Genomic DNA, 19607 nt, shown 5'->3' with positions numbered 1-19607 from the left:
CTACTCTCCCTGCGAAAATCCGTATATACGCGCGGCGTTTTCGCCGAGGATCGCTTTCGCTTCCGCCTCGCTGAAACAGTAGCCCCATTGCGTCGCGTTCTCAGGCAAGGCGCGAATGAAGCTTACCCAGTCCGGAAGTTTCGACCGCTCGCCTGTAAATCGCGGGCCCGACGCCTGATCTGAGGCAAAAAGAATGCGCTCGGCGCCAACGAGACCGCGCCATGCCGCCAGCCTCGCAATCATTTCTGCTTCATCGTGATGAAAGACCTCGTTCCAATTCGAGATGTCGAGAACGCAGTTGGGTAGATCGGCTATCAATTCGGCGGCCCGGTGCCACCAATGAGGGAAGCCGGCGTGGCACAAGATTATTTTCAGTTCTGGAAGCGCTTTCGCCAACCGCGCGATATGCACGGGATGAACAGGATTCCGTTCGGAGAAATCCGTTCCCGCGAAGTCCGTCCAGACGCCGGTGCGTGTATGGATCTGAACAGGAACGCCGAGGTCGTTGGCAAGCATCATCACGGGACGGATAGCGTCGTCCGCCGCAGAAAAACCATCCGGAGTGATTTCCCCGATACCCTTCAATCCACCATGAACCACTCCGCGGCGAATAAGGTCGAGATGGTCTGGCCTCCGAAAGTCGACTGCAACGTGACAATGCAGGCGCTTGGGATGGCGCTTCTGTAGGGCCGCGTAAAATTCGATCTGCGCTTCTGGCGGTGTTTTCGCATCTTCGCCAAACACAGGTGCGCCCACATCGATCATCATGACCATGCTGGCATCCACACCGGCACGATCCATATTGGCGATGAAGTCGTCGCCATCCGGGTCAACGATGCCATTGAGCAGCTTGGGCATGATCATATCTGCCCTACGATCGGTGGCCTTGGCAGCCCACTCTTTCGCCGCCTTAGCAAAAAAAGCGGGAGGAACGAAACCTTCCCCCCAGATATGTGCATGGGAATCGATGACGGGCACGTCTAAATCCAATTCGAAGCGTTCGTAAACTATGCCGATTGTGTCGGGAAGCGCAGTTTTCTCAACGCTTAAAAAGGCCTGACCTTGTTATATCAGGTATGGCTCTGGAGAGATGAGGCACGCAGCAAAGCTGCCGTCTCATCGAGAGCGCGGCGTGATCCCAGCAGCTGTCCGCTTAGTGCAGCTTCTGCTGTTCGGCACTACCCGCGCCGTTCACCGCAGCCACCGTCCGGCGCGGTGCAACCGTCGCTATTTTCAGTTCGGCATCTGCGATTCTGGGCACCCAGACACCCTGATCCACCAGATCGCGAACGAGTGTCTTGACCGCCTGCGCCAATGCGCGGGTCACCACGGTGGTTGGACGTTGCGTCGATGTCGCAAGCACAAGCTGACGGCTGAGGCGTGGCTCGATGATCGGCATGGCGACCAGATCCCCTGCCAGAACCTTGCGATGAACGCTGGCATAAGGGAGGATCGTATAGCCAATCCCGTCTTCCACAAGTTCCATCGTCGCCCTGAGGCTGTCGATCTCATAGTCGACTTCGGGATAAATTTTTTCGGCCCCGAGCAAAGACTCAATCAGAACACGCAGGCCGTGCGGATGCGAGGGCAGGATCAGTGGCAACTCTCCGAGCACAGCACCCGTTACCGGTCTGTCCCGCAGTTCCAGAGGGGTCGTGCGAGGGCCGATCAAAAGAAGCTCTTCCTCGATCAGGGGCTGTGTGATTAACGTGGAGGTCTTCGGCGCATCGTAAAGCACGGCCACGTCTATGCGGCCTGTCGACAACCATTCCAGTACATGACCGCTATACCCTTCCTGAACCTTGAGCTTTACGCGGGGAAAGCTCTCGCGGAAGCGCTGAATGAGCGGAACCGCGATAACGGAACCTGCTGTTGGGGGCAGCCCAATGACGAGCTTGCCACTTGGAGAAGCCCGCAGCGAATTCATTTCATTGGCAACGCAATCAGCGGCATTCAGAATGGTTCGCGCCTTATCGACGAGCATTTCGCCAGCTTCCGTGACAACAATGCCCCTACCATTGCGATAGAGAAGTTCGGAACCTAGTTCCTCTTCCAAGCTACGGATTTGCCGAGACAGAACAGGTTGAGCGACCGACAAAACGACCGCCGCTTTAGAGAAACTCCCAAGTTCCGATACGGCTAAAAAGTACCTCAATTGCTTGATTTCCATCTGGAACGTTCCCTCCCGTGAACATACCAAGGAAAATGGCTCCTCCAGCCATCTTCGCCGATCATGAAGTATCGCAGCGGAAAAGCAACTCTCAACGCCATTAAGCGTATAGCAGATAGGATTTTCCACGCTCTGCTCGGAGCAAACAATTACCCTATGATTGCAGCATCGGTTCATTGCCGCTGTGATCAGGGACATTACCATGTATGCTGACGACATTTCCTACGGGTCGGAAATCCGGGACGCAGTGCTCTCGCTTTGTGAGCGCTTTCCTGACACCTACTGGCGCGAGGTTGATCGCGAAAGGCGCTATCCGACTGAGTTTGTTAGGGCAATGACAGAAGCAGGTTACCTGGCTGCCCTCATTCCCGAAGAATATGGCGGGTCTGGCCTAGGGCTACGTGACGCGGTGACGATTCTCGAAACCGTCCATGCGAGCGGAGGCAATGGCGGCGCGTGCCATGCGCAGATGTATGTCATGGGCATCATTCTGCGCCACGGATCGGAAGAACAGAAAAAGCGCTGGCTGCCGAAAATTGCCGACGGCTCGCTCCGCCTGCAGGCCTTCGGCGTGACGGAACCGACCGCTGGAACGGACACCACCTCTATCAAAACCATAGCCGTACGCAAGGGCGACACGTATATTGTCAACGGCCAGAAGATCTGGACATCGCGAGCCGAACATTCCGACCTGATGATTCTGCTGGCGCGTACGACCCCGAAGGAAGAGGTAAAAAAGCGTTCCGACGGCCTCTCTATCTTTGTCGTCGACATGAAGAAAGCGCTCGGAAACGGCCTGACCATCCACCCGATCCGTACCATGATGAATCATGCCACGACGGAAGTCTTTTTCGATAACATGGAGATACCCGCGGATCACCTGATCGGTGAAGAAGGAAAGGGGTTTCGTTATGTCCTCGACGGAATGAATGCCGAACGATTGCTGATTGCATCCGAATGTATCGGCGATGCACTCTGGTTCATTGGTCGCGCCGCTAAATATTCCGGCGAACGCATCGTTTTCAATCGCCCCATCGGTCAAAATCAGGGTGTACAGTTCCCGATTGCCCGCAGCTATGCGGAAATGTCGGCCGCTCGCCTCATGGTCTATCGGGGGGCAGAGCTATATGACCATCACGAGCCTTGCGGAAAGGAAGCCAACATCGCCAAGCTGCTTGCGTCGGAGAGTGCCTGGCAGGCCGCTGAAGCCTGCTTGCAGACGCATGGCGGATTCGGTTTTGCTGAGGAGTATGACATAGAGCGCAAGTTTCGCGAAACGCGGCTTTATCAGGTCGCGCCGATTTCGACCAATCTTATCCTGGCTTATGTCGCGGAGCATGTACTCGGCATGCCACGCTCCTACTGAGCGGATAGCATGAGAAAGCCGGATAACGGTCTCTCTCATGCTATGCTTCCACGGCTTATTTCGACGGCGGAAGATCGACGCGTATCGCCCATCCTTCCATCCCCTGCACGGCCGGGTAACGTTCGAAGACCTTGGGATCATGTCCAGGCACGATATGTTGCATGCTGGGTGCAAGGCGTTTCACGGTGCGATAGCCTTCCATGAGATCGGACAGGTTTTCAAAGACGGAGAAAGCACGGTTCTGTTCGATATGCTCGTAATAATGTGAGGCATCCGAAGCCAGAACCACCGGCCCCCGCTCAGTATCGACACGCACGACCTGTAATCCCCGCGAATGTCCGCCAACCCGGTGCACAGAGATGCCGGGCGCAATCTGTGCCTCACCGTCGTAAAACTCGACCCGGCCGGCAAAGACGTTACGCACCATCGACACCACGTCTTCTTCTTCGAAAGCATGATTGAGCAGGTGATGGCACATGCACCGACCGGTCACGAACGCCATCTCGCTGTCCTGAATATGATACCGTGCGCAGGGTAACAGATCCTGGTTGCCGGCGTGATCATAATGCATATGAGTAATGATCACGTCGGACACCTTGTCGGGATCAACGCCGACAGCCTTCAACCCGAGGGGCACAGGTTTGATCACCTCCCGGACGCGCTTCCTGGCCGTCTCTTCGCTGAATCCTGTATCCACGACGAATGTGCGCTTCTCATTGGTAATCACCCAGTTGAAATAGTCGATCGGCATCGGGGTGTCGTGCGGGTCGCCATCGAAAAAATTGGCCGGCCGGTTGCGATCCGCACGGCCATAGCGGATCATGAAGATCTTATATTTTTCATCGCTCATGACCGCCCCTCACTTGTCCGCTGGCGTGCCGACCGTGACGCCCGCCCATTGTTCCGGAACCTGTACGACCTGCGTGAAATCGGAATCGGGACCGAGTTCCGTATGAACGATTTGCCAGAGTTGTTTGACGGAGTTGGCGACCAGCATCTGCACGCCGAGCGCTTCCGCCTCCTGCATGCACAGTTTCAGATCCTTGTACATAAGTCCTGTCGTGAAGCCGTAATCGAAACTGCGAGGAATAATTGCCTTCGGAAACTTGTCTTGGGAGGCACTGTTGCGGCCCGACCCCACATTGATGACATCGACGGCAATAGAGGGATCTATCCCGGCCTTCACCGCCATCACCACCGCTTCCGATGTTGCCGCCATGGCCGTTGCGGATAGCAGGTTATTAACCAGTTTCATGGTCTGGGCGAGACCTGCGGCTTCACCAATAAAGAACACTTTGCCAATATTTCGCAGCATAGCTTGCACAAGCTCGAAATGAGCCTTAGGGCCTGATGCCATGACAGCAAGTGTGCCTTTTTCGGCGCCATGCTTGCCCCCGGATACCGGCGCATCGAGATGCGCAATCCGCTTTTCGGCCAGTTTTTCGGCGACGCGCGCCGAGGTTGTTGCGCCGGTGGTGGAAAGGTCAATGACGCGTTTGATCGCTCCGCCATCGATGAGACCTCCCGCCTCCGTCGCCACCGCCTCGACGATGACAGGTGTTGGCAGGCTGATGAAAATGGTTTCAGCCGCATCCGCCACCTCTCGCGCAGATCCGACAGCACGTGCGCCAAGTTCTTCGAACGCACGACGTGCATCTTCACGCATATCGGTCACGACGAGTCTGTAACCCGCATCGAGAAGACGCTTCGCCATTGGCGCGCCCATGTTCCCTAAGCCGACGAACCCGATTTCCTCGTTCATGATCTTTCCTTTCAAGGACCGGTTTCAATCACTTCTTGCCGTCGATCTCAGCAAACACCTTGCGGGCGATACGAAAACTATCGACGGCAGCAGGAACGCCGCAATAAATCGCCACCTGGAGAAAGACTTCGCAGATTTCCTCACGTGTCAGTCCATTATTGAGTGCACCCTTCAGGTGCATCTCAATCTCGTGTGGACGGTTCAATGCGGAAAGCATCGCCAGATTGAGGAAGGATCGCGTCTTTCGATCAAGGCCGGGACGGCCCCAGACCTCGCCCCAGCAATATTCCGTGACGAGCTGTTGCAGCGGCCGGTTGAAATCATCCGCGGTACGAATGGAATTCTCGACATATTCCTTGCCCAGGACGGCCGAGCGAATTTCCAATCCCTTTTCATAGGTTGCCTTGTCCATATTTCTCTCTCCCTTTTTGACACGAAGCGTTCAAGCCACATGGCCTGCGCTGAGAATTCGCCGTGCTTTTTCAACCAGCGGCTTATCGATCATCTGCCCATCTACCTTGATCGCCGCGTCCGACGTCGCAGCCTCGACAACGCGTCGCGCCCACTCAATGTCCTGCGAGCTTGGACGGAAGGCAGCGAGAACGGGCGCTATCTGTTTGGGATGAATAAGCAACTTGCCAGCAAAACCCATAGAGCGCGCGCGTCTTGCATCCGCCTCAACCCGCTCAGGGTCGTCAAAAGACGGTGTTACCCCGTCAATGGGCGCGGACACATTTGCCAGACGCGATGCAAGGACAATCTCACTGCGCGCATAAAGCAGCGGCTCCCACTCGGGCTCACAGCCGAGATCAAGGCCGAAATCGAGCGATCCAAACCCCGCACAAAGCACCCCCGGCACCATCAGCATGTCGCGCAGCCGGGAAAGTCCTACGGCTGTCTCGACCAGAGGAATGATGTGGCTGTCTGGTCGCAATTTGGCGCGCGCCTCATATAATGCCTCGATACTCTCAGCCTTGGGGATCAGCACGCCGGCCAGCCTTGCCTCAACGGCAGCGCGCATATCGTCATCCCACCAGCGGGTATCAGCAGCATTCAGCCGTCCAAAGACAGGCTTGTTTGACAGACCGTGACCCACGAGATTGCCACGTGCCTCATCCTTGCGAGCCGGATCGACCGCGTCCTCCAGGTCGATAATCACAGCCGACGCCGGGGTAGCGAGTGCCTTGGCAAAACGATCGGGCCTGTCGCCCGGCACAAACAGAGGAGCGAGCAGCGTCATCGGATCACGAAGGGGTTTGAAGTGCTCGGTTCAGTAGCGATCCAGACCGATTTCGTCTGGAGATAATCATTGACCGCTTCCATGCCGCTTTCGCGCCCGATGCCGCTGCGCTTATAGCCGCCAAAGGGTGAGCTGTAACTGACGGACCGGTACGTATTAACCCACACGGTCCCGACCTGGAGCTTTGCCGACATGCGAATTGCGCGACTGACATCCCTTGTCCAGACCCCTGCCGCCAGTCCGAAATCGACGTCATTGGCGATCTCTATCGCCTCGGCCTCGTCCTCAAAGGGAATAACCGAGAGAATTGGTCCGAATACCTCTTCCTGCGCGATACGCATATTATTCTTCACATTGGTAAAGATCGTTGGTTCGACGAATTGCCCTCCCGGCCCATCGTGCGGTTTGCCCCCTAGCACGCACGTCGCGCCCTCATTGCGGGCAATATCGATATAGTCGAGCACTTTTTTGTATTGCGGCGGCGTCGTTACCGGCCCCACATTGGTGTCAGCATCCATAGGGTCGCCGATCTTCGCGGCCCCGGCCACCTCGATCAGCCGATCCATGAATGCGTCATGGATCGAGCGTTGCAGAAGCAGGCGCGAGCCGGCGATGCAAGTCTGACCGGAAGCTGCGAAAATTCCGGATATCGCCCCCATGACGGCGGCTTCCATATCGGCATCCTCGAACACGATATTCGGAGATTTGCCGCCCAGCTCCAGCGTCACGTGTTTGAGATCGCGAGCCGCAGTTTCATAAATCTTCTGCCCAGACAGGTCCGAGCCCGTGAACGCGACTTTCGAAACCATCTTGTGCTCGACCAGTGCTGCGCCTGCCTCCTTGCCAAACCCCGTCACCGTATTGACAACGCCTTTCGGAAAGCCTGCCTTCTCAAACAAGGGCATGAACTCAAGAGTGGATGCGGAGGTGAACTCCGAAGGCTTAATGACTGCCGTATTTCCCGCAGCAAGCGCTGGAGCGAGCTTCCAGGCAAGAAGCAGCAGCGGCGAGTTCCAGGGAGTGATCATCGCAATAACGCCGAGCGGCTCTCGCCGCGTGAAATTCAGCACGCCCGGCTTGTCTGACGGAATGACAGCGCCTTCGATCTTATCGGCCAGTCCACCGAAATAACGATACCATTCCGCCAGATATCTCGTTTGCGAGGCCATCTCGGCAAAGAGCTTGCCATTATCTCGAACCTCGATCTCGGCAAGGTGGGTCGAGTTTTCCTCGATCAGATCGGCAAGGCGCAACATCATGCGACCACGTTTCGAGGCCGGCATTGCGCCCCATTCCCCTTCCGCGGCCTTTTTTGCCGTTCGCACGGCGCGGTCGATGTCGACTGCTCCGGCTTCAGCAATTCTGGCCCAGACTTCTCCAGTATAAGGATTGACCGTATCAAAGACGCGGCCACCTTCCGCTTCGGTAAACGCGCCATCGATATACAGTCCGTAGGTCTTCATGCCTGTCCTCCCGTCATTCTGATCGACGCAGCAAATTCCCGCCGGATGGCGGGGCCATCTTGGTCAAGTGTGGGTACTTTACGCAGTTCGCGCATCCGGCCGGAGACCGGCAGTCGCGCCAGTTCGATCGTACTGTCTGCAAAAGCTGCCGCACTGGTTTGCAAATGCGGATGATGCAGCAGATCAGCCACACTATTGAGACTGGCACAGGCAATACGCCCCTTCCGCAGCCGCGCCATCAATTCCTCACGCGTGTGCGTTTCGAAAACAGCGTTAAGAATTATGTTCATTGCGTCGCGATTTTCGACCCGGTTCATATTGGTGAGGAAACGCGGATCGCTTGCCAGTTCGGGCATGTCGAGAATCCGCTCGCACAGGAGCACCCATTCCCGGTTTGACTGCACCGCAATCAGGACGTCGCCGTCAGCCGCACGATAAACCCCGTACGGGGCAAGGGTTGCATGGGCAACACCGAGCCGCGACGGCGCACGGTGAAGATAGCGCTGAAAGGCCAAGGGTACGTTCATCCAGTCCGCAAGCACATCGAACATGGAAATGGAAATGTCGACACCCGTACCAGTTCGCCCTCGCAGTAGAAGCGCACGCAGGATTGCGGAAAACGCTGTGAGGCCGGTTGCGATATCGCAAATTGAAATGCCAACGCGCGATGGTTCTTCCGGGCCGCCAGTGATCGAACAAAGGCCGCTCTCTGCCTGCACCAGAAGATCGTAAGCTTTCATATTCGCGTAGGGGCCGGTACGGCCATAGCCGGTAATCTCCAGCGTGATGAGTGCCGGATTTGTCCTGCGCAGCACCTCCCCCGACAACCCTCGCTTTTCAAGCGAGCCCGGCGCGAGGTTCTGCAAGAGCACATCAGCCTTTTCCAGCATCTGTCGCAGCAAAGCTGCGTCTTCCGGCTTATCTATATCGAGTACAATTGATTCCTTGCCCCCGTTCAGCCAGATGAAATAAGCGCTTTCGCCATTCGCCGCATGATCATAGGTGCGAGAGAAATCACCGCCCTCACGTTCGACCTTGATGACGCGGGCGCCGGCGTCGGCTAGCAACAAGCCGCAATAGGGAGCTGCGACCGCCTGCTCCAGCGAAACCACCGTGATGCCTTCAAGCTCCTGCCCCAACGCCAGCATCAGTTGACCCTCGACAGAAGACCGCGACCGATGACCTGCGCCTGGATTTCCGCAGCGCCCTCGAAAATATTGAGGATGCGTGCGTCGCACAGGACACGACTGATCTCCGTTTCCAGCGCGTAACCGATACCGCCATGAATTTGCAGGCTGTTATCGGCGTTCGACCACGCAACACGAGCGGCAAGAAGCTTTGCCATGCCAGCTTCAATATCGCACCGCCGCCCCTTGTCTTTCTCGCGCGCTGCGAAATAGGTGAGCTGCCGCGCCATGACGATTTCAACCAGCATGAGCGCTAACTTGTCGGACACGCGGGGGAATGCCAGCAAGGTTCGCCCAAACTGACGTCGTTCTTTGGCATAGCGCAAGGCAAGATCGAAAGCAGTCCGTGCAACGCCGATGGCACGCGCAGCAGTCTGGATGCGCGCGGCTTCGAAAGTCTGCATCAACTGCTTGAATCCCTGCCCTTCCGTGCCCCCAAGCAGGGCGTCACCGGGTATGAGAAAATCCTCGAAGGCAATCTCGTATTCCCGCATTCCGCGGTATCCCAGGACCTCTATGTCACTCCCTCGCATGCCGCGGGTAGGAAATGGATCACTTTCCGTTCCCCGAATTTTCGGCGCCAGGAACAATGATAATCCTTCATAGCTCCTGGATTTGAGATCGGTGCGTACAAGCAGCGTCATCAAATCGCTGCGAGCAGCATGAGTGATCCATGTCTTGTTGCCGTTAATACGCCAGGAGCCGTCCTCATTCCTTTCTGCCTTGGTGCGTAGGCTGCCTAAATCCGACCCTGTATCGGGTTCGGTGAACACAGCGGTTGGAAGGATTTCGCCTGATGCAATTCCTGGCAACCATTGATCCTTCTGAGCCTCTGTTCCGGCAGTGGCGATCAATTCGCCGGCAATTTCCGAGCGGGTGCCGAGCGAACCTGCGGCAATCCACCCCCGGCTCAACTCTTCCGTCACGATGCACATGGCTAGCTTGCCCAGGCCGAGCCCACCGTACTTCTCGTCGATGCAGATGCCGAAAACACCGAGCTCGCACAACGCATCCACGACGCTCATCGGAATCAGGCTGTCAGCGAGATGCCAGCGGTGGGCATTCGGTGCCACATGTACATCCGTGAACTTGCGAAACTGGTCGCGGATAAGATCGAGCATATCGTCATCGAGCGTCTCATCGATGCTACCACCTTCGGCAAGGCGGGCAACAAGGTCGGCGCGGACCACATGCATGTCAGGCATCTCAAGAAAATAGGCAGCGCTGCGTCGCAGATTCGTAGCTTCCGCATCGATGCCCAGCTCATGCGGGCGAATGAACTCGCTCTGGCTCATGGGTACGCCGCCAATCAACTGGCCCAGATATTCCGCGGCACCGATGATCAACACTGCCTGCTCGTTTTCGCCCAGCTTCCCAAGCACCTGCAAATGCTGCGCCCAGCTAACAGTTGCCCTGAGCGCGCTGACAGTGGTTGCGATCCAGGCAAGACCATGCACTCCATGCTGATGCGCATCGCCACACGCCGCGTCGAACTTCCCATCGCGCACGACGAGCTGCGATACTGCCCGGCGGGCCGCCGCCTGATAGCGTTCGGCCTGCTCAACCGCCTGTTCTGCCGCTATGAGCAACATTGTCTGGCTTTCCGCTTTTCTGGTCGCTGTCGCTGTCATGCGTTCCTCGTCAGGCCGTTGCGCTACTCGCCACCACGCCCTCGTCATGGAGGTGGGCAATGGCGCCGGAAGAAAGCCCCAGCACGCTTGCCAAAACTTCTTCCGTATGTTCGCCGAGACAGGGTGCGCGTCCTGGCATCTCACGTGTGAGATCAACGATGGTGGCAGCAGAACCAGGTGTCAGGTAGGTCTCGCCGCTACCATGCGTCACGGGCTCAAAGATTGATTCTGCGCCCATAAATAATCTCGGGTCGGAAATAGCTTCCTTCAGGGAATTGTAGTCGCTCCAGCAGACGCCGGTCCCGCTGAATACCCGCGCCCATTCAGCAGCGGATTTTCGCTCAATGACCGCAGCAATGATCGGGTTGAGCCGATCCCGATGCTGAAAGCGCAGTCCCTCATCTTTTGACAGATCAAGATCAAGTTCGGTTTCGAGCCGCTGCACTTCGTCACCGATCCCGAGCGCCGTTACCAGGTCGCGCCAGTGACGCTGCGTCAGGCCGACAATCATCAGCCTGCGACCGTCTGCTGTTTTATAGTCACGACCGAACGCACCGAAAATGTCGTTTCCGTAGCGAGGGCGATCTGCGCCCGACAGCGCCACTTCCGCCACCTGACCAAGATTGCCGAGCGTTGCCATGGCGATATCGCCAAGTGGCACTCGTACTTCCAGTCCCTCATTATGACGCGAACGATGTCTTTCTGCCGCAAGCGTGACGAAGGCTGCATAATTACCCGTGGCGAAGTCCCAGGCAGGCAAAACATTGTTTACCGGCTCGTCGCCCAGCTTGTCGGGGCCGGTCATCATCGGCACACCAAGCGCGCTGTTGACCGTATAATCGACAGCGTTCGAACCATCCGCCCAACCCATCACACGCACAGTGATCATGTCGGCACGTCTGGCCTTCAACTTTTCATGGGAGAGAAATCCAGTGACCGGGTAATTCGTCACGAAGATACCACCGCCGTCTCCAGGAGCGGTGGCGATCAGGGTTGCGAGTTCGCGTCCCTCCGGGCGGCCAAGATCAATCGCTATGGATTTCTTGCCTTTGTTAAGCCCCTCCCAGTAGAGGCTCGCGCCGCCGACGCTCCCTTTCGCACGCGGCCAGCGACGAAAGTCGGGTCCCCCGCCGATCGTGTCGAAGCGAATGACCTCGGCTCCCATCTGTTGCAAGTGCAGACAGCAGGTCGGAGCCGCGACGAAGGCTGCGCCTTCTACCACTCGCATACCGGAAAGAAGACTGTACATTACATCCAATCCTACAGATACCATCGTACTTCCCGCGCTGAAACGCGTTCGGCATCGAGAGGCCACTGTCCACCAACGAGTGCAGTCTGACGACCGTCAACATTCCAAAACCTGTTATGCGGGATTGATGCCTCCCCTTCGTATATTGGCTGATCAACAATGGCGGTCCGGCAGCGCTACCCGAAGGAGTGCGTCATGACGATCGTTCAACATGGTAAGACGGCGGCCCATGCTGCCGCACGGCTCGCCAATTTTGCGCTCAGTGCGGATCTCTCTGATATGCCCGACAGCGTGGTTGAGAAAGCCAAGGGATGTCTGATGGACTTCCTCGCCTGCAGCATCGAGGCGGGAACGCTTCCCTGGGGGGAACAGACTATTGCCTACGCATCCTCGATGGCAGGCGGCGGCGCAGCCATCGTGGGAACCAGTATCAGAACGTCCCCAGCCGAGGCGGCTTTCGCCAATGGAGCGCTCAGCCACGGCCTGATCCGAGAAGACATGCACGTGCCGAGCTGCTCGCATCTCGGCACTGTCGTCATTCCGCCGCTGCTCGCTCTCGCCAGCACCCAAACGGGGCGCGACTTTCTGACGAGCTTGATCGTCGGCTATGAAACCGGTGCCCGCATAGGTCGCGCGCTGATCAATACTGAACTCGCCACGCGCATACGGCCAACCGGTACGGTCGGAGCAATGGCAGGGGCAGCTGGTGCTGCGCGCCTCCTCGCCCTGAGCGAAGGCGAAGCGATTTCGGCGCTTGGTTTCGGCGCAAATTGCGCCTGCGGCGTCAACGAATGGCCCTGGGCCGGCGGAACCGATGTGTTCTTCCACGCCGGGTTTGCCTCACGCAATGCGGTTACGGCCGTGCTTCTTGCCAAGACCGGAGCCTTCGCGTCTCCGACTGCAATTGATGGGCGTGCGGGGCTTTTTGCGGTTTACGGACGACGCGCCGAGGCGGAAAAGATCATACCTCTTGCTGATGGGAACTACGAGATACTTTCCGTTTACTGGAAACCGGCGCCTGCGTGTAATTACGTGCAGACGCCGTGTCAGGCAGCACTTGCGCTGGCAAATCAAGGAATTCGTCCCGACGATATAAGCCGGGTGGAAGTCAGGAGCTTTAACGCAGCGATTAGGTACCCAGGTTGCGATCACTCCGGCCCCTATCCAGGTATTCTGGAAGCCAAGATGAGCATCCAGTACTCTGTTGCCGCAACGTTGGTGTCTGGGCGGATTGAGGAAAGCAACTATGCGTTGCTGAAGGATCCCCGGGTCCTGCGGCTTGCACAGGCAATGCGCCTTCTTGTCGACGATGACCTGGAGAAAAATTATCCGCAAAAACAGGGCGTCGAAATAATGGTGGTTCTCAAGGACGGCACGCGACACACCGAGAGACGCGATGACGTGCACGCCGTCGATTACGAGGGTGTACGTACGCGTCTGCACAAGACCGTCTCGTCGCATCTCGGCACCTGCAAGGCCGATGCGGCGATCGCGGCAATCGAAACATTGGAGACGGGTGGAGCGGTCGGAGACGTTCTTGCAGCGGTGACACGATCATGAACAAAACAGCACTCGGCGGCATTCGTATTCTTGAACTCAGCCGCTTTCTACCAGGAGGACTGGCAACTCAGATGCTCGGCGATCTCGGCGCCGACGTCATCAAGATCGAGCAGCCCGGTGTGGGCGACCTGATGCGTACCTTTCCCCCGATGGGAAAACAAGATTCAGGCACGTTCCTGATAGGCAATCGCAACAAGCGCTCGATCACTCTCAACCTAAAAAGCGAGATGGGCAAGGAAGTGGTTGGCAAGCTCGCTGCTCGAGCCGATGTGATCGTTGAGGGTTTTCGCCCGGGTATCGCCGATCGGCTCGGCATGGGTTACGAAACGCTGCAGGAAATCAATCCCCGTCTCATCTATTGCTCGATTTCCGGTTATGGCCAGAGCGGTCCTTATCGGGACGTTCCTGGCCATGACATGAATTATCTTGGTATCACGGGTATGATGCAGTTGATTGCGCGACCGGAAATCGGGCCGCTTGTACCAGGTCCCTTATTTGCTGACATTGGCGGCGGATCGATGATGGCCGTGTTTGGCATCCTGGCGGCGATCGTCGCGCGCCAGACCACCGGCAAGGGGCAATTCATCGACGTCTCGATGACCGACGGTGCGATGCATTTCATGCACTCGCATGCCTCTGATTATCTTTTGGCCGGCACCGAGCCGGCGGGCGGGGTGCAGCGCGTGGCCGGAGGATCGGCCGCCTATAATGTCTACAGATGTGCCGACGATAAACATATTACGCTCGGCATCATCGAAGACCATTTCTGGGAGCGTCTGCATAAGCTTGTCGCGCACGAGGACTTTCCAGCGACCCCCTTCCCTTCGCCAGAAGAAACGACGAAGGCCAAGCGCGTTCTCAATGACTTCTTCGCAACGAAACCGCGTGATGAATGGGTAAAGATACTCTGGGATCTGGACATTCCAGCGGGGCCCGTCAACTCGCTCAGCGAAGCCTTTGCCGACCCGCAAATGATAGCGCGCGAAATGCTGCTACACGTCGATCATCCCGTCGAAGGAAGTTTGCCGCAAATCGGTTTTCCCGTGAAATTTTCCGACACTCCAGGCCAGATCACGCGACCGCCGCCCACACTCGGGCAGCATACGTCGGAAATTCTTACCGAGCTGGGTTACCCTGATAACGTCATCCATAATTTTCGAGAGGCTGGCGTGACCTGAGCAGCTTCAGGCGAGCTCGCCCTCGATCTCCATTGCGATCCGATTCTGTGCGTTGATAGCTGCAAGCCTGAAACTTTTGCCATCGACGCGACCGGCGAGATCGTAGGCTTCCGGCACGAAGAGAGGACGTCGGGCGCGCATGGAAAAACTCTTCACCCGCGCAGCTTTAATATTAGCCGGCACTGTTTCCAGAAGGAGCGTCGCCGTCAAAGGACCGTGAATCACGAGACCGGGGTAGCCTTCTTTTTCGCGTACATATGGATCATCGTAATGAATGCGGTGCGTATTATAAGTTACTGCGGAATACTGAAAGAGCATGACAGGATCAGGCTGCACGCGGGTCTTCCATTGCGGCGCGAAACCGATCTCTTCCCCTGTCCGGGGATTTTGTTGCTCCTGCTTTTCCTCGATACCGCGATAAACGATCGTGTGCCGATCATGCAGCTTAGCTCCTTTCTCGCCCGTGATTTCGTGATCAACGATCACGAAGCAGAGCCGCCCGCTGCGTCCGTCCTTTTCAGTTACGTCCTTGATGGTGGAAACCCGTTTTAATCTTTCACCGGTTTGGATACCTTGGTGCACCTCGACATGAGAACTTGCCCACATGCGTCGTGGCAGAGCGACAGGTGGCAGGAAGCCGCCCCGCGCCGGATGTCCGTCCGGACCGACCTGATCATGGCGCACACTGTGGCCAAATAGGCTCCAGACCCAAGCCGCAGGCCAAGTCTCACCGGTATTCAGCACGTCGCGATCAAGCAGGCCAGCGATCCGGTCTGCGGTTAACTGCCAAGCCGTGTCGACCTGCTCCTGTGACTTGCCAACCCATTCAGTGATGTCGGTCATCGATCGTCTCCGTTTATCGGTTTCTAACGGCAATGGCTTTCTTTGGTCGAGACTTAGCTTCGCGGATACATGGAATAACAGCTATCGACGGATCGCACTTCCCCTCGCTCGCTACTTGCCGCACCTTCGTCTCATGAACGCATATGGGAGGAAAAGCATGGCCGGCATCAGTGCCGCCGTCGCCGGCGTTGGGACAACCGATTGGGGGCGCATGCCCGATCATGATGCATATGACCTTGGCATGTGGGCTCTCACCGAAGCGCTCGACGACGCAGGTCTCGGCTTTTCTGACATTGACGCGCTAATCATCAACCGTATCCCGGATTATCAGCGTTTTTGTGAAATTGCGGGCATCGATCCGGAATATGTGACGATCACCCCCGGACACGGACGCTTCGCCGCCATCTGCATCGACACTGCAATCTCGCTTGTCATGAGTGGCCGGCATAAGACCGTCGCACTGGTCTATGGTAATAATGGCCGGTCTGCCGGCGTGGCGTATGGCGGCGCAGAGGACAGTTATGGGTCTGGGGGCAACGGTCTCTGGTTTCCTTATGGCATGACGTCACCCGGCGCCTTCCATGCGCTGATGATGCGCCGGCACATGGAACTCTATGGAACCAAAGCGGAGCATCTGGCCGAGGTAGCCATTGCGTTTCGCAATCATGCCGCTCGCAATCCAAAAGCCGTGATGCGCGAACGCTTCGACCTCGACGCCTATCTCGACGCCCGCATGATCTGCGATCCGCTCCGTCTTCTCGATTATTGTCTGATCAATGATGGAGGGGTCGCGATCATCATAACAACGCCCGAGCGTGCAAGAGATCTGCGCAAACCCCCCGTTCATATTCGTGGCTCAGCGTTGCAGACAGTTTTTTCCGACTCGACCTTTCCTCCAGACGATTTCTGGTTCGGCGCCATGGAGAGCGTGACGAAACGCAGTTTTTTGGCGGCCGGAGTGCGACATGAGGACATGTCGGCCTTAATGATCTACGACAATTTTTCGCCTACTGTGCTCTTCAGTCTGGAAGGCTGCGGCTATTGCGGCAAGGGCGAGAGCGGTCCCTTCGTCGGTGAGGGCCATTTGCGGCTCGGCGGGCGGTTTCCCACCAACACGTCGGGTGGACATCTCTCAGAGAGTTATATGCAAGGCTGGGCGCTCAATGTCGAAGCAGTTCGTCAATTGCGCGGCGAATGCGGGGATCGGCAGGTCGATGACGCCAAAAATATTCACTACGCGGCCGCCGCACCCGTCTGTTCCTCAATCGTTTATTCGAAGGAGCCGTCATGATCGCGTCCGGAACCGCTCTACCGCCGCGCCCGCGCCCACGTCTTGACGGGCCGGAGCGCCCCTTCTGGCAGGGCCTCCGCGAAGGTGAAATCCGCGTTCAGCAGTGCAGCCATTGCAAGCGCAAACGCTTTCCTGTGAGCCGCTATTGTCCTCATTGCCATAGCCCCGAATTTTCATGGGAGGCAACCGGTACGCAGGGCACCATCGAAAGCTTCTGCGTCTTTCACAAGTGCTACTTTCCTGGATTTGTGAAAGACATGCCCTATGCGGTCATTCAGGTGCGAATGGATGATGCAGATCTACGGTTCTACTCGAACCCGATCGGTATCGACGATGATGAACTGCGTTCAGGCATGACGATGGAAGCCGTCTTCGAGCGTATCGACGATGAACTCACCTTGCTGAAATTCAAACCGCTGGAGGCAAGGCGATGAAAGCCGTCGTCGTGGAGAATCCGGGCGGCATCGACGTCCTCAAAATGTGCGATATCGACGAACCAATCGCTGGTTACAAAGATGTCGTCATCAGAGTCGATAGCTGTGGTGTCTGTTTCCATGACATCGTGACGCGCAATGGCACCTTGAAAGCCGGCGTGAAGATGCCGCTCATTCTCGGACATGAAATCTCAGGAACCGTGGTGGGTACCGGGCCCGGCGTACACGATTTCAGGCCGGGAGACCGGGTAGCCACTACCCAACGCTATCACATATGCGGGGGATGCGCTCATTGTCGTACAGGTTATGAGCCGCTGTGTGATGATCGCAAGTTCCTCGGCGACTATGGCCTTGTCGGGGGCTACGCCGAGTATGTTGCGGTCGAGAACGACAATGTCGTCCTGGTACCAGAGGGGGTCGATATGGCTGAGGCGGCAATCACCGCCTGCACTATCGGTACAATCTTCAACGCCATGCGCCGGGTGGGGCAGGTACAGGCTGGCGAAACGGTGCTGATCACCGGTTCGGGCGGCGGGCTTGGCATGGCCGCAATTCAGTTTGCCCGTTTACAGGGTGCTCGCGTCATTGCGCAAACCACGTCGAAAGCCAAAGCCGAGCAATTGCGGGAGCTTGGAGCACACGAGGTTGTCATCCACGAGCGTGGCGAGGATTTCTCGAGGACCGTACGCCAACTTACTAATGGCCAGGGCGTGGATGTCGCCGTCGACAATGTTGGCAATTTGCTGTTCGACCCAATCCGGAAATCCATAGCGGTTGGGGGACGTTGGCTACTCATCGGTCAATTGACTGGCGATTTCGTTCCGTTCAACCCCGCCCAGTTGTTTCTGAAAAACATCTCGATGCTTTCCGCCACCTCCACCACCCGGGAGCAATTGCGCCAATGTCTCGATCTTGTCGCGCGAAAGCAGATCAAGCCCATCGTCGCGGACCGGCTGCCTCTCCACGAGGCAAAACGCGCGCATGAGCTTGTGGAGGCGGGCAACGTCGCGGGGCGAATAGTCCTGCAACCTCGCCTCTAGAAGGATATTCCTATGAAGATCAACGCCGCTATCGCAGGCATAGGCTCCTCGGAGTTCGGACGCTTTCTTCCTGATAGTCAGCTCAAACTTGCCTCGAAAGCATTGCGAGCCGCGCTCGAGGATGCGGGGTTGAAGCGAGAAGATGTTGACGGATTGTCGATCCATATGGGCTGGCCCGTCGGACTCGACTATGACCGGGTTGCCGAAGGGCTCGGCCTCAATGTGCGTTATGTCAACCAGTCGTGGCTGCACGGTCGCTTCGTGACCAACGCCTTGCAGCACGCTGCCCTCGCCGTCTCGGCTGGTCTAGCCGATGTGGTCGCGTGCGTGACCGCCATCAGTTTCACACGCGAGCGCGACATTCTAGGCGGTCCGGGCGATATCGAGGGTCACCGCGAGGAGGGTGGGACGCATGGAGAAAGCCCGGTCTACGGCCTGACCGCACCGGCAGGTGGTGCAGCGCTCAGCATGCAGCGCTACATGGCCCGTTATGGCGCAACGAGCGAAAAACTTGCTGCCGTACCAATGTCAATCCGGAAACACGCATTGCGTAACCCGGATGCGATAATGAAACAGGAACTGACGCTCGATGCGCATCAGACGTCCCGTATGGTGGTCGATCCGCTGCACCTGTTCGATTGTTGCCTGATCACCGACGGTGCCGTCGTGACACTTGTCACTACGGCGGAACGCGCGCGTGACATGAGGCAAAAACCGGTCAAGATTGCTGGCATGCAGGGCATCCGCAGCGGTCGCGACGAATTCATCTTTGCCCCGCCCGGGTTGGGGATCGGCCAACAACCGACCAGTGACGTACATTCTCGCCCCATTGATCGCGCGGTGTATGGACAGGCTGGCATCGAACGCGGCGACGTCAATGCCCTTTATACCTACGACGCCTTTTCGCCTCTCGTCCTGTTCGTGTTGGAGCGTTACGGCTTCTGCGGTGCGGGTGAAGCAGCCGATTTTGTGCAGAATGGCACGATCGGTCCCGATGGTGAGCTTCCGGTAAACACAAGCGGAGGACTATTATCGGAGGCTCATGTTGCCGGCTGGAATCATATCCGCGAAATGGTGCGGCAGATACGGGGTACGGCAGGTTCGCGGCAATTGCCAAAAGCGGAGGTCCTGCAATGGGGCACCGTCTGGGGCGACTCCGTCATCATGACCGCTTGAGGCACCCCCATCCTCAA

General features: G+C 57.3%; 18 protein-coding genes. 7 read left to right on the top strand and 11 right to left on the bottom strand.

Features of this window, described 5'->3' with window-relative positions; translation table 11 throughout:
• Entirely contained in the window at nt 1-978 is a 978-nt protein-coding gene (locus IE151_RS14995) for an amidohydrolase family protein (protein ID WP_189491919.1), read from the bottom strand.
• Nucleotides 979-1153: 175 nt separating this feature from the next.
• Nucleotides 1154-2170: a LysR substrate-binding domain-containing protein gene (locus tag IE151_RS14990; RefSeq protein WP_189491916.1), complete on the bottom strand. Its 1017-nt coding sequence runs from the start codon at nt 2168-2170 to the stop codon at nt 1154-1156.
• A gap of 202 nt (nt 2171-2372) precedes the next feature.
• On the opposite strand from IE151_RS14990, the gene IE151_RS14985 reads away from it, so the two are divergent.
• Nucleotides 2373-3536, top strand: a complete 1164-nt coding sequence (locus IE151_RS14985) for an acyl-CoA dehydrogenase family protein (RefSeq protein WP_189491913.1) — start codon at nt 2373-2375, stop codon at nt 3534-3536.
• A 55-nt stretch (nt 3537-3591) separates the two neighbouring features.
• Here IE151_RS14985 and IE151_RS14980 read toward each other — a convergent pair whose 3' ends face one another.
• From IE151_RS14980 to IE151_RS14945, 8 genes are read right to left on the bottom strand one after another with little or no spacing between them, the layout of a single operon-like run.
• Nucleotides 3592-4386, bottom strand: a complete 795-nt coding sequence (locus tag IE151_RS14980; RefSeq protein WP_189491910.1) for an N-acyl homoserine lactonase family protein — start codon at nt 4384-4386, stop codon at nt 3592-3594.
• A gap of 9 nt (nt 4387-4395) precedes the next feature.
• Entirely contained in the window at nt 4396-5298 is a 903-nt protein-coding gene (locus IE151_RS14975) for an NAD(P)-dependent oxidoreductase (protein WP_189491907.1), read from the bottom strand.
• 28 nt (nt 5299-5326) lie between these two features.
• Complete coding sequence (locus tag IE151_RS14970; protein WP_189491904.1) at nt 5327-5710, bottom strand: carboxymuconolactone decarboxylase family protein; 384 nt, start codon at nt 5708-5710, stop codon at nt 5327-5329.
• 30 nt (nt 5711-5740) lie between these two features.
• The gene (locus IE151_RS14965; RefSeq protein ID WP_189491900.1) at nt 5741-6538 is read right to left on the bottom strand and encodes an HpcH/HpaI aldolase/citrate lyase family protein; all 798 of its coding nucleotides are present in this window, start codon (nt 6536-6538) and stop codon (nt 5741-5743) included.
• Entirely contained in the window at nt 6535-8001 is a 1467-nt protein-coding gene (locus IE151_RS14960) for an aldehyde dehydrogenase (RefSeq protein ID WP_189491897.1), read from the bottom strand. Before IE151_RS14960 ends, IE151_RS14965 begins: the two co-directional genes overlap by 4 nt.
• On the bottom strand, nt 7998-9149 hold the full coding sequence (locus tag IE151_RS14955; RefSeq protein ID WP_210310900.1) for a CaiB/BaiF CoA transferase family protein: 1152 nt from the start codon (nt 9147-9149) through the stop codon (nt 7998-8000). Before IE151_RS14955 ends, IE151_RS14960 begins: the two co-directional genes overlap by 4 nt.
• Entirely contained in the window at nt 9149-10819 is a 1671-nt protein-coding gene (locus IE151_RS14950; RefSeq protein WP_189491894.1) for an acyl-CoA dehydrogenase family protein, read from the bottom strand. The genes IE151_RS14955 and IE151_RS14950 overlap by 1 nt, the downstream gene beginning before the upstream one ends.
• Before the next feature lie 10 nt (nt 10820-10829).
• Nucleotides 10830-12068, bottom strand: a complete 1239-nt coding sequence (locus tag IE151_RS14945) for a CoA transferase (RefSeq protein WP_189491891.1) — start codon at nt 12066-12068, stop codon at nt 10830-10832.
• A gap of 195 nt (nt 12069-12263) precedes the next feature.
• Here IE151_RS14945 and IE151_RS14940 point away from each other — a divergent pair, with 195 nt between their 5' ends.
• Both IE151_RS14940 and IE151_RS14935 read left to right on the top strand, forming a co-directional pair.
• Nucleotides 12264-13628: an MmgE/PrpD family protein gene (locus IE151_RS14940; RefSeq protein WP_189491888.1), complete on the top strand. Its 1365-nt coding sequence runs from the start codon at nt 12264-12266 to the stop codon at nt 13626-13628.
• Entirely contained in the window at nt 13625-14806 is a 1182-nt protein-coding gene (locus IE151_RS14935; protein WP_189491885.1) for a CaiB/BaiF CoA transferase family protein, read from the top strand. Before IE151_RS14940 ends, IE151_RS14935 begins: the two co-directional genes overlap by 4 nt.
• A gap of 6 nt (nt 14807-14812) precedes the next feature.
• Here IE151_RS14935 and IE151_RS14930 read toward each other — a convergent pair whose 3' ends face one another.
• Nucleotides 14813-15649 carry an HTD2 family dehydratase gene (locus tag IE151_RS14930; protein WP_189491880.1) on the bottom strand — a complete coding sequence of 279 codons (837 nt, stop codon included), beginning with the start codon at nt 15647-15649 and terminating at the stop codon, nt 14813-14815.
• Between the two features lie 157 nt (nt 15650-15806).
• Between IE151_RS14930 and IE151_RS14925 the strand changes: the two genes are divergently transcribed.
• Genes IE151_RS14925 through IE151_RS14910 form a run of 4 tightly spaced genes read left to right on the top strand, consistent with a single transcriptional unit; the run spans nt 15807 to nt 19590 of the window.
• Nucleotides 15807-16940: a thiolase family protein gene (locus IE151_RS14925; protein WP_189491877.1), complete on the top strand. Its 1134-nt coding sequence runs from the start codon at nt 15807-15809 to the stop codon at nt 16938-16940.
• On the top strand, nt 16937-17374 hold the full coding sequence (locus tag IE151_RS14920) for a Zn-ribbon domain-containing OB-fold protein (RefSeq protein ID WP_189491874.1): 438 nt from the start codon (nt 16937-16939) through the stop codon (nt 17372-17374). Before IE151_RS14925 ends, IE151_RS14920 begins: the two co-directional genes overlap by 4 nt.
• On the top strand, nt 17371-18414 hold the full coding sequence (locus IE151_RS14915) for a quinone oxidoreductase family protein (RefSeq protein ID WP_189491871.1): 1044 nt from the start codon (nt 17371-17373) through the stop codon (nt 18412-18414). The genes IE151_RS14920 and IE151_RS14915 overlap by 4 nt, the downstream gene beginning before the upstream one ends.
• A gap of 12 nt (nt 18415-18426) precedes the next feature.
• Nucleotides 18427-19590: a thiolase C-terminal domain-containing protein gene (locus IE151_RS14910; RefSeq protein ID WP_189491868.1), complete on the top strand. Its 1164-nt coding sequence runs from the start codon at nt 18427-18429 to the stop codon at nt 19588-19590.
• Nucleotides 19591-19607: the final 17 nt, after the last annotated feature.

This window comes from Limoniibacter endophyticus, assembly GCF_014652835.1.
Taxonomy (GTDB): domain Bacteria; phylum Pseudomonadota; class Alphaproteobacteria; order Rhizobiales; family Rhizobiaceae; genus Limoniibacter; species Limoniibacter endophyticus.
This window is presented reverse-complemented; position numbering and strand designations above follow the sequence as displayed.

Excerpts from the sequence above, each read along its gene's own strand:
- IE151_RS14990 (WP_189491916.1), bottom strand. The coding sequence starts at position 2,170 with ATGGAAATCAAGCAATTGAGGTACTTTTTAGCCGTATCGGAACTTGGG.
- IE151_RS14985 (WP_189491913.1), top strand. The coding sequence starts at position 2,373 with ATGTATGCTGACGACATTTCCTACGGGTCGGAAATCCGGGACGCAGTG.
- IE151_RS14980 (WP_189491910.1), bottom strand. The coding sequence starts at position 4,386 with ATGAGCGATGAAAAATATAAGATCTTCATGATCCGCTATGGCCGTGCG.
- IE151_RS14975 (WP_189491907.1), bottom strand. The coding sequence starts at position 5,298 with ATGAACGAGGAAATCGGGTTCGTCGGCTTAGGGAACATGGGCGCGCCA.
- IE151_RS14970 (WP_189491904.1), bottom strand. The coding sequence starts at position 5,710 with ATGGACAAGGCAACCTATGAAAAGGGATTGGAAATTCGCTCGGCCGTC.
- IE151_RS14965 (WP_189491900.1), bottom strand. The coding sequence starts at position 6,538 with ATGACGCTGCTCGCTCCTCTGTTTGTGCCGGGCGACAGGCCCGATCGT.
- IE151_RS14960 (WP_189491897.1), bottom strand. The coding sequence starts at position 8,001 with ATGAAGACCTACGGACTGTATATCGATGGCGCGTTTACCGAAGCGGAA.
- IE151_RS14955 (WP_210310900.1), bottom strand. The coding sequence starts at position 9,149 with ATGCTGGCGTTGGGGCAGGAGCTTGAAGGCATCACGGTGGTTTCGCTG.
- IE151_RS14950 (WP_189491894.1), bottom strand. The coding sequence starts at position 10,819 with ATGACAGCGACAGCGACCAGAAAAGCGGAAAGCCAGACAATGTTGCTC.
- IE151_RS14945 (WP_189491891.1), bottom strand. The coding sequence starts at position 12,068 with ATGTACAGTCTTCTTTCCGGTATGCGAGTGGTAGAAGGCGCAGCCTTC.
- IE151_RS14940 (WP_189491888.1), top strand. The coding sequence starts at position 12,264 with ATGACGATCGTTCAACATGGTAAGACGGCGGCCCATGCTGCCGCACGG.
- IE151_RS14935 (WP_189491885.1), top strand. The coding sequence starts at position 13,625 with ATGAACAAAACAGCACTCGGCGGCATTCGTATTCTTGAACTCAGCCGC.
- IE151_RS14930 (WP_189491880.1), bottom strand. The coding sequence starts at position 15,649 with ATGACCGACATCACTGAATGGGTTGGCAAGTCACAGGAGCAGGTCGAC.
- IE151_RS14925 (WP_189491877.1), top strand. The coding sequence starts at position 15,807 with ATGGCCGGCATCAGTGCCGCCGTCGCCGGCGTTGGGACAACCGATTGG.
- IE151_RS14920 (WP_189491874.1), top strand. The coding sequence starts at position 16,937 with ATGATCGCGTCCGGAACCGCTCTACCGCCGCGCCCGCGCCCACGTCTT.
- IE151_RS14915 (WP_189491871.1), top strand. The coding sequence starts at position 17,371 with ATGAAAGCCGTCGTCGTGGAGAATCCGGGCGGCATCGACGTCCTCAAA.
- IE151_RS14910 (WP_189491868.1), top strand. The coding sequence starts at position 18,427 with ATGAAGATCAACGCCGCTATCGCAGGCATAGGCTCCTCGGAGTTCGGA.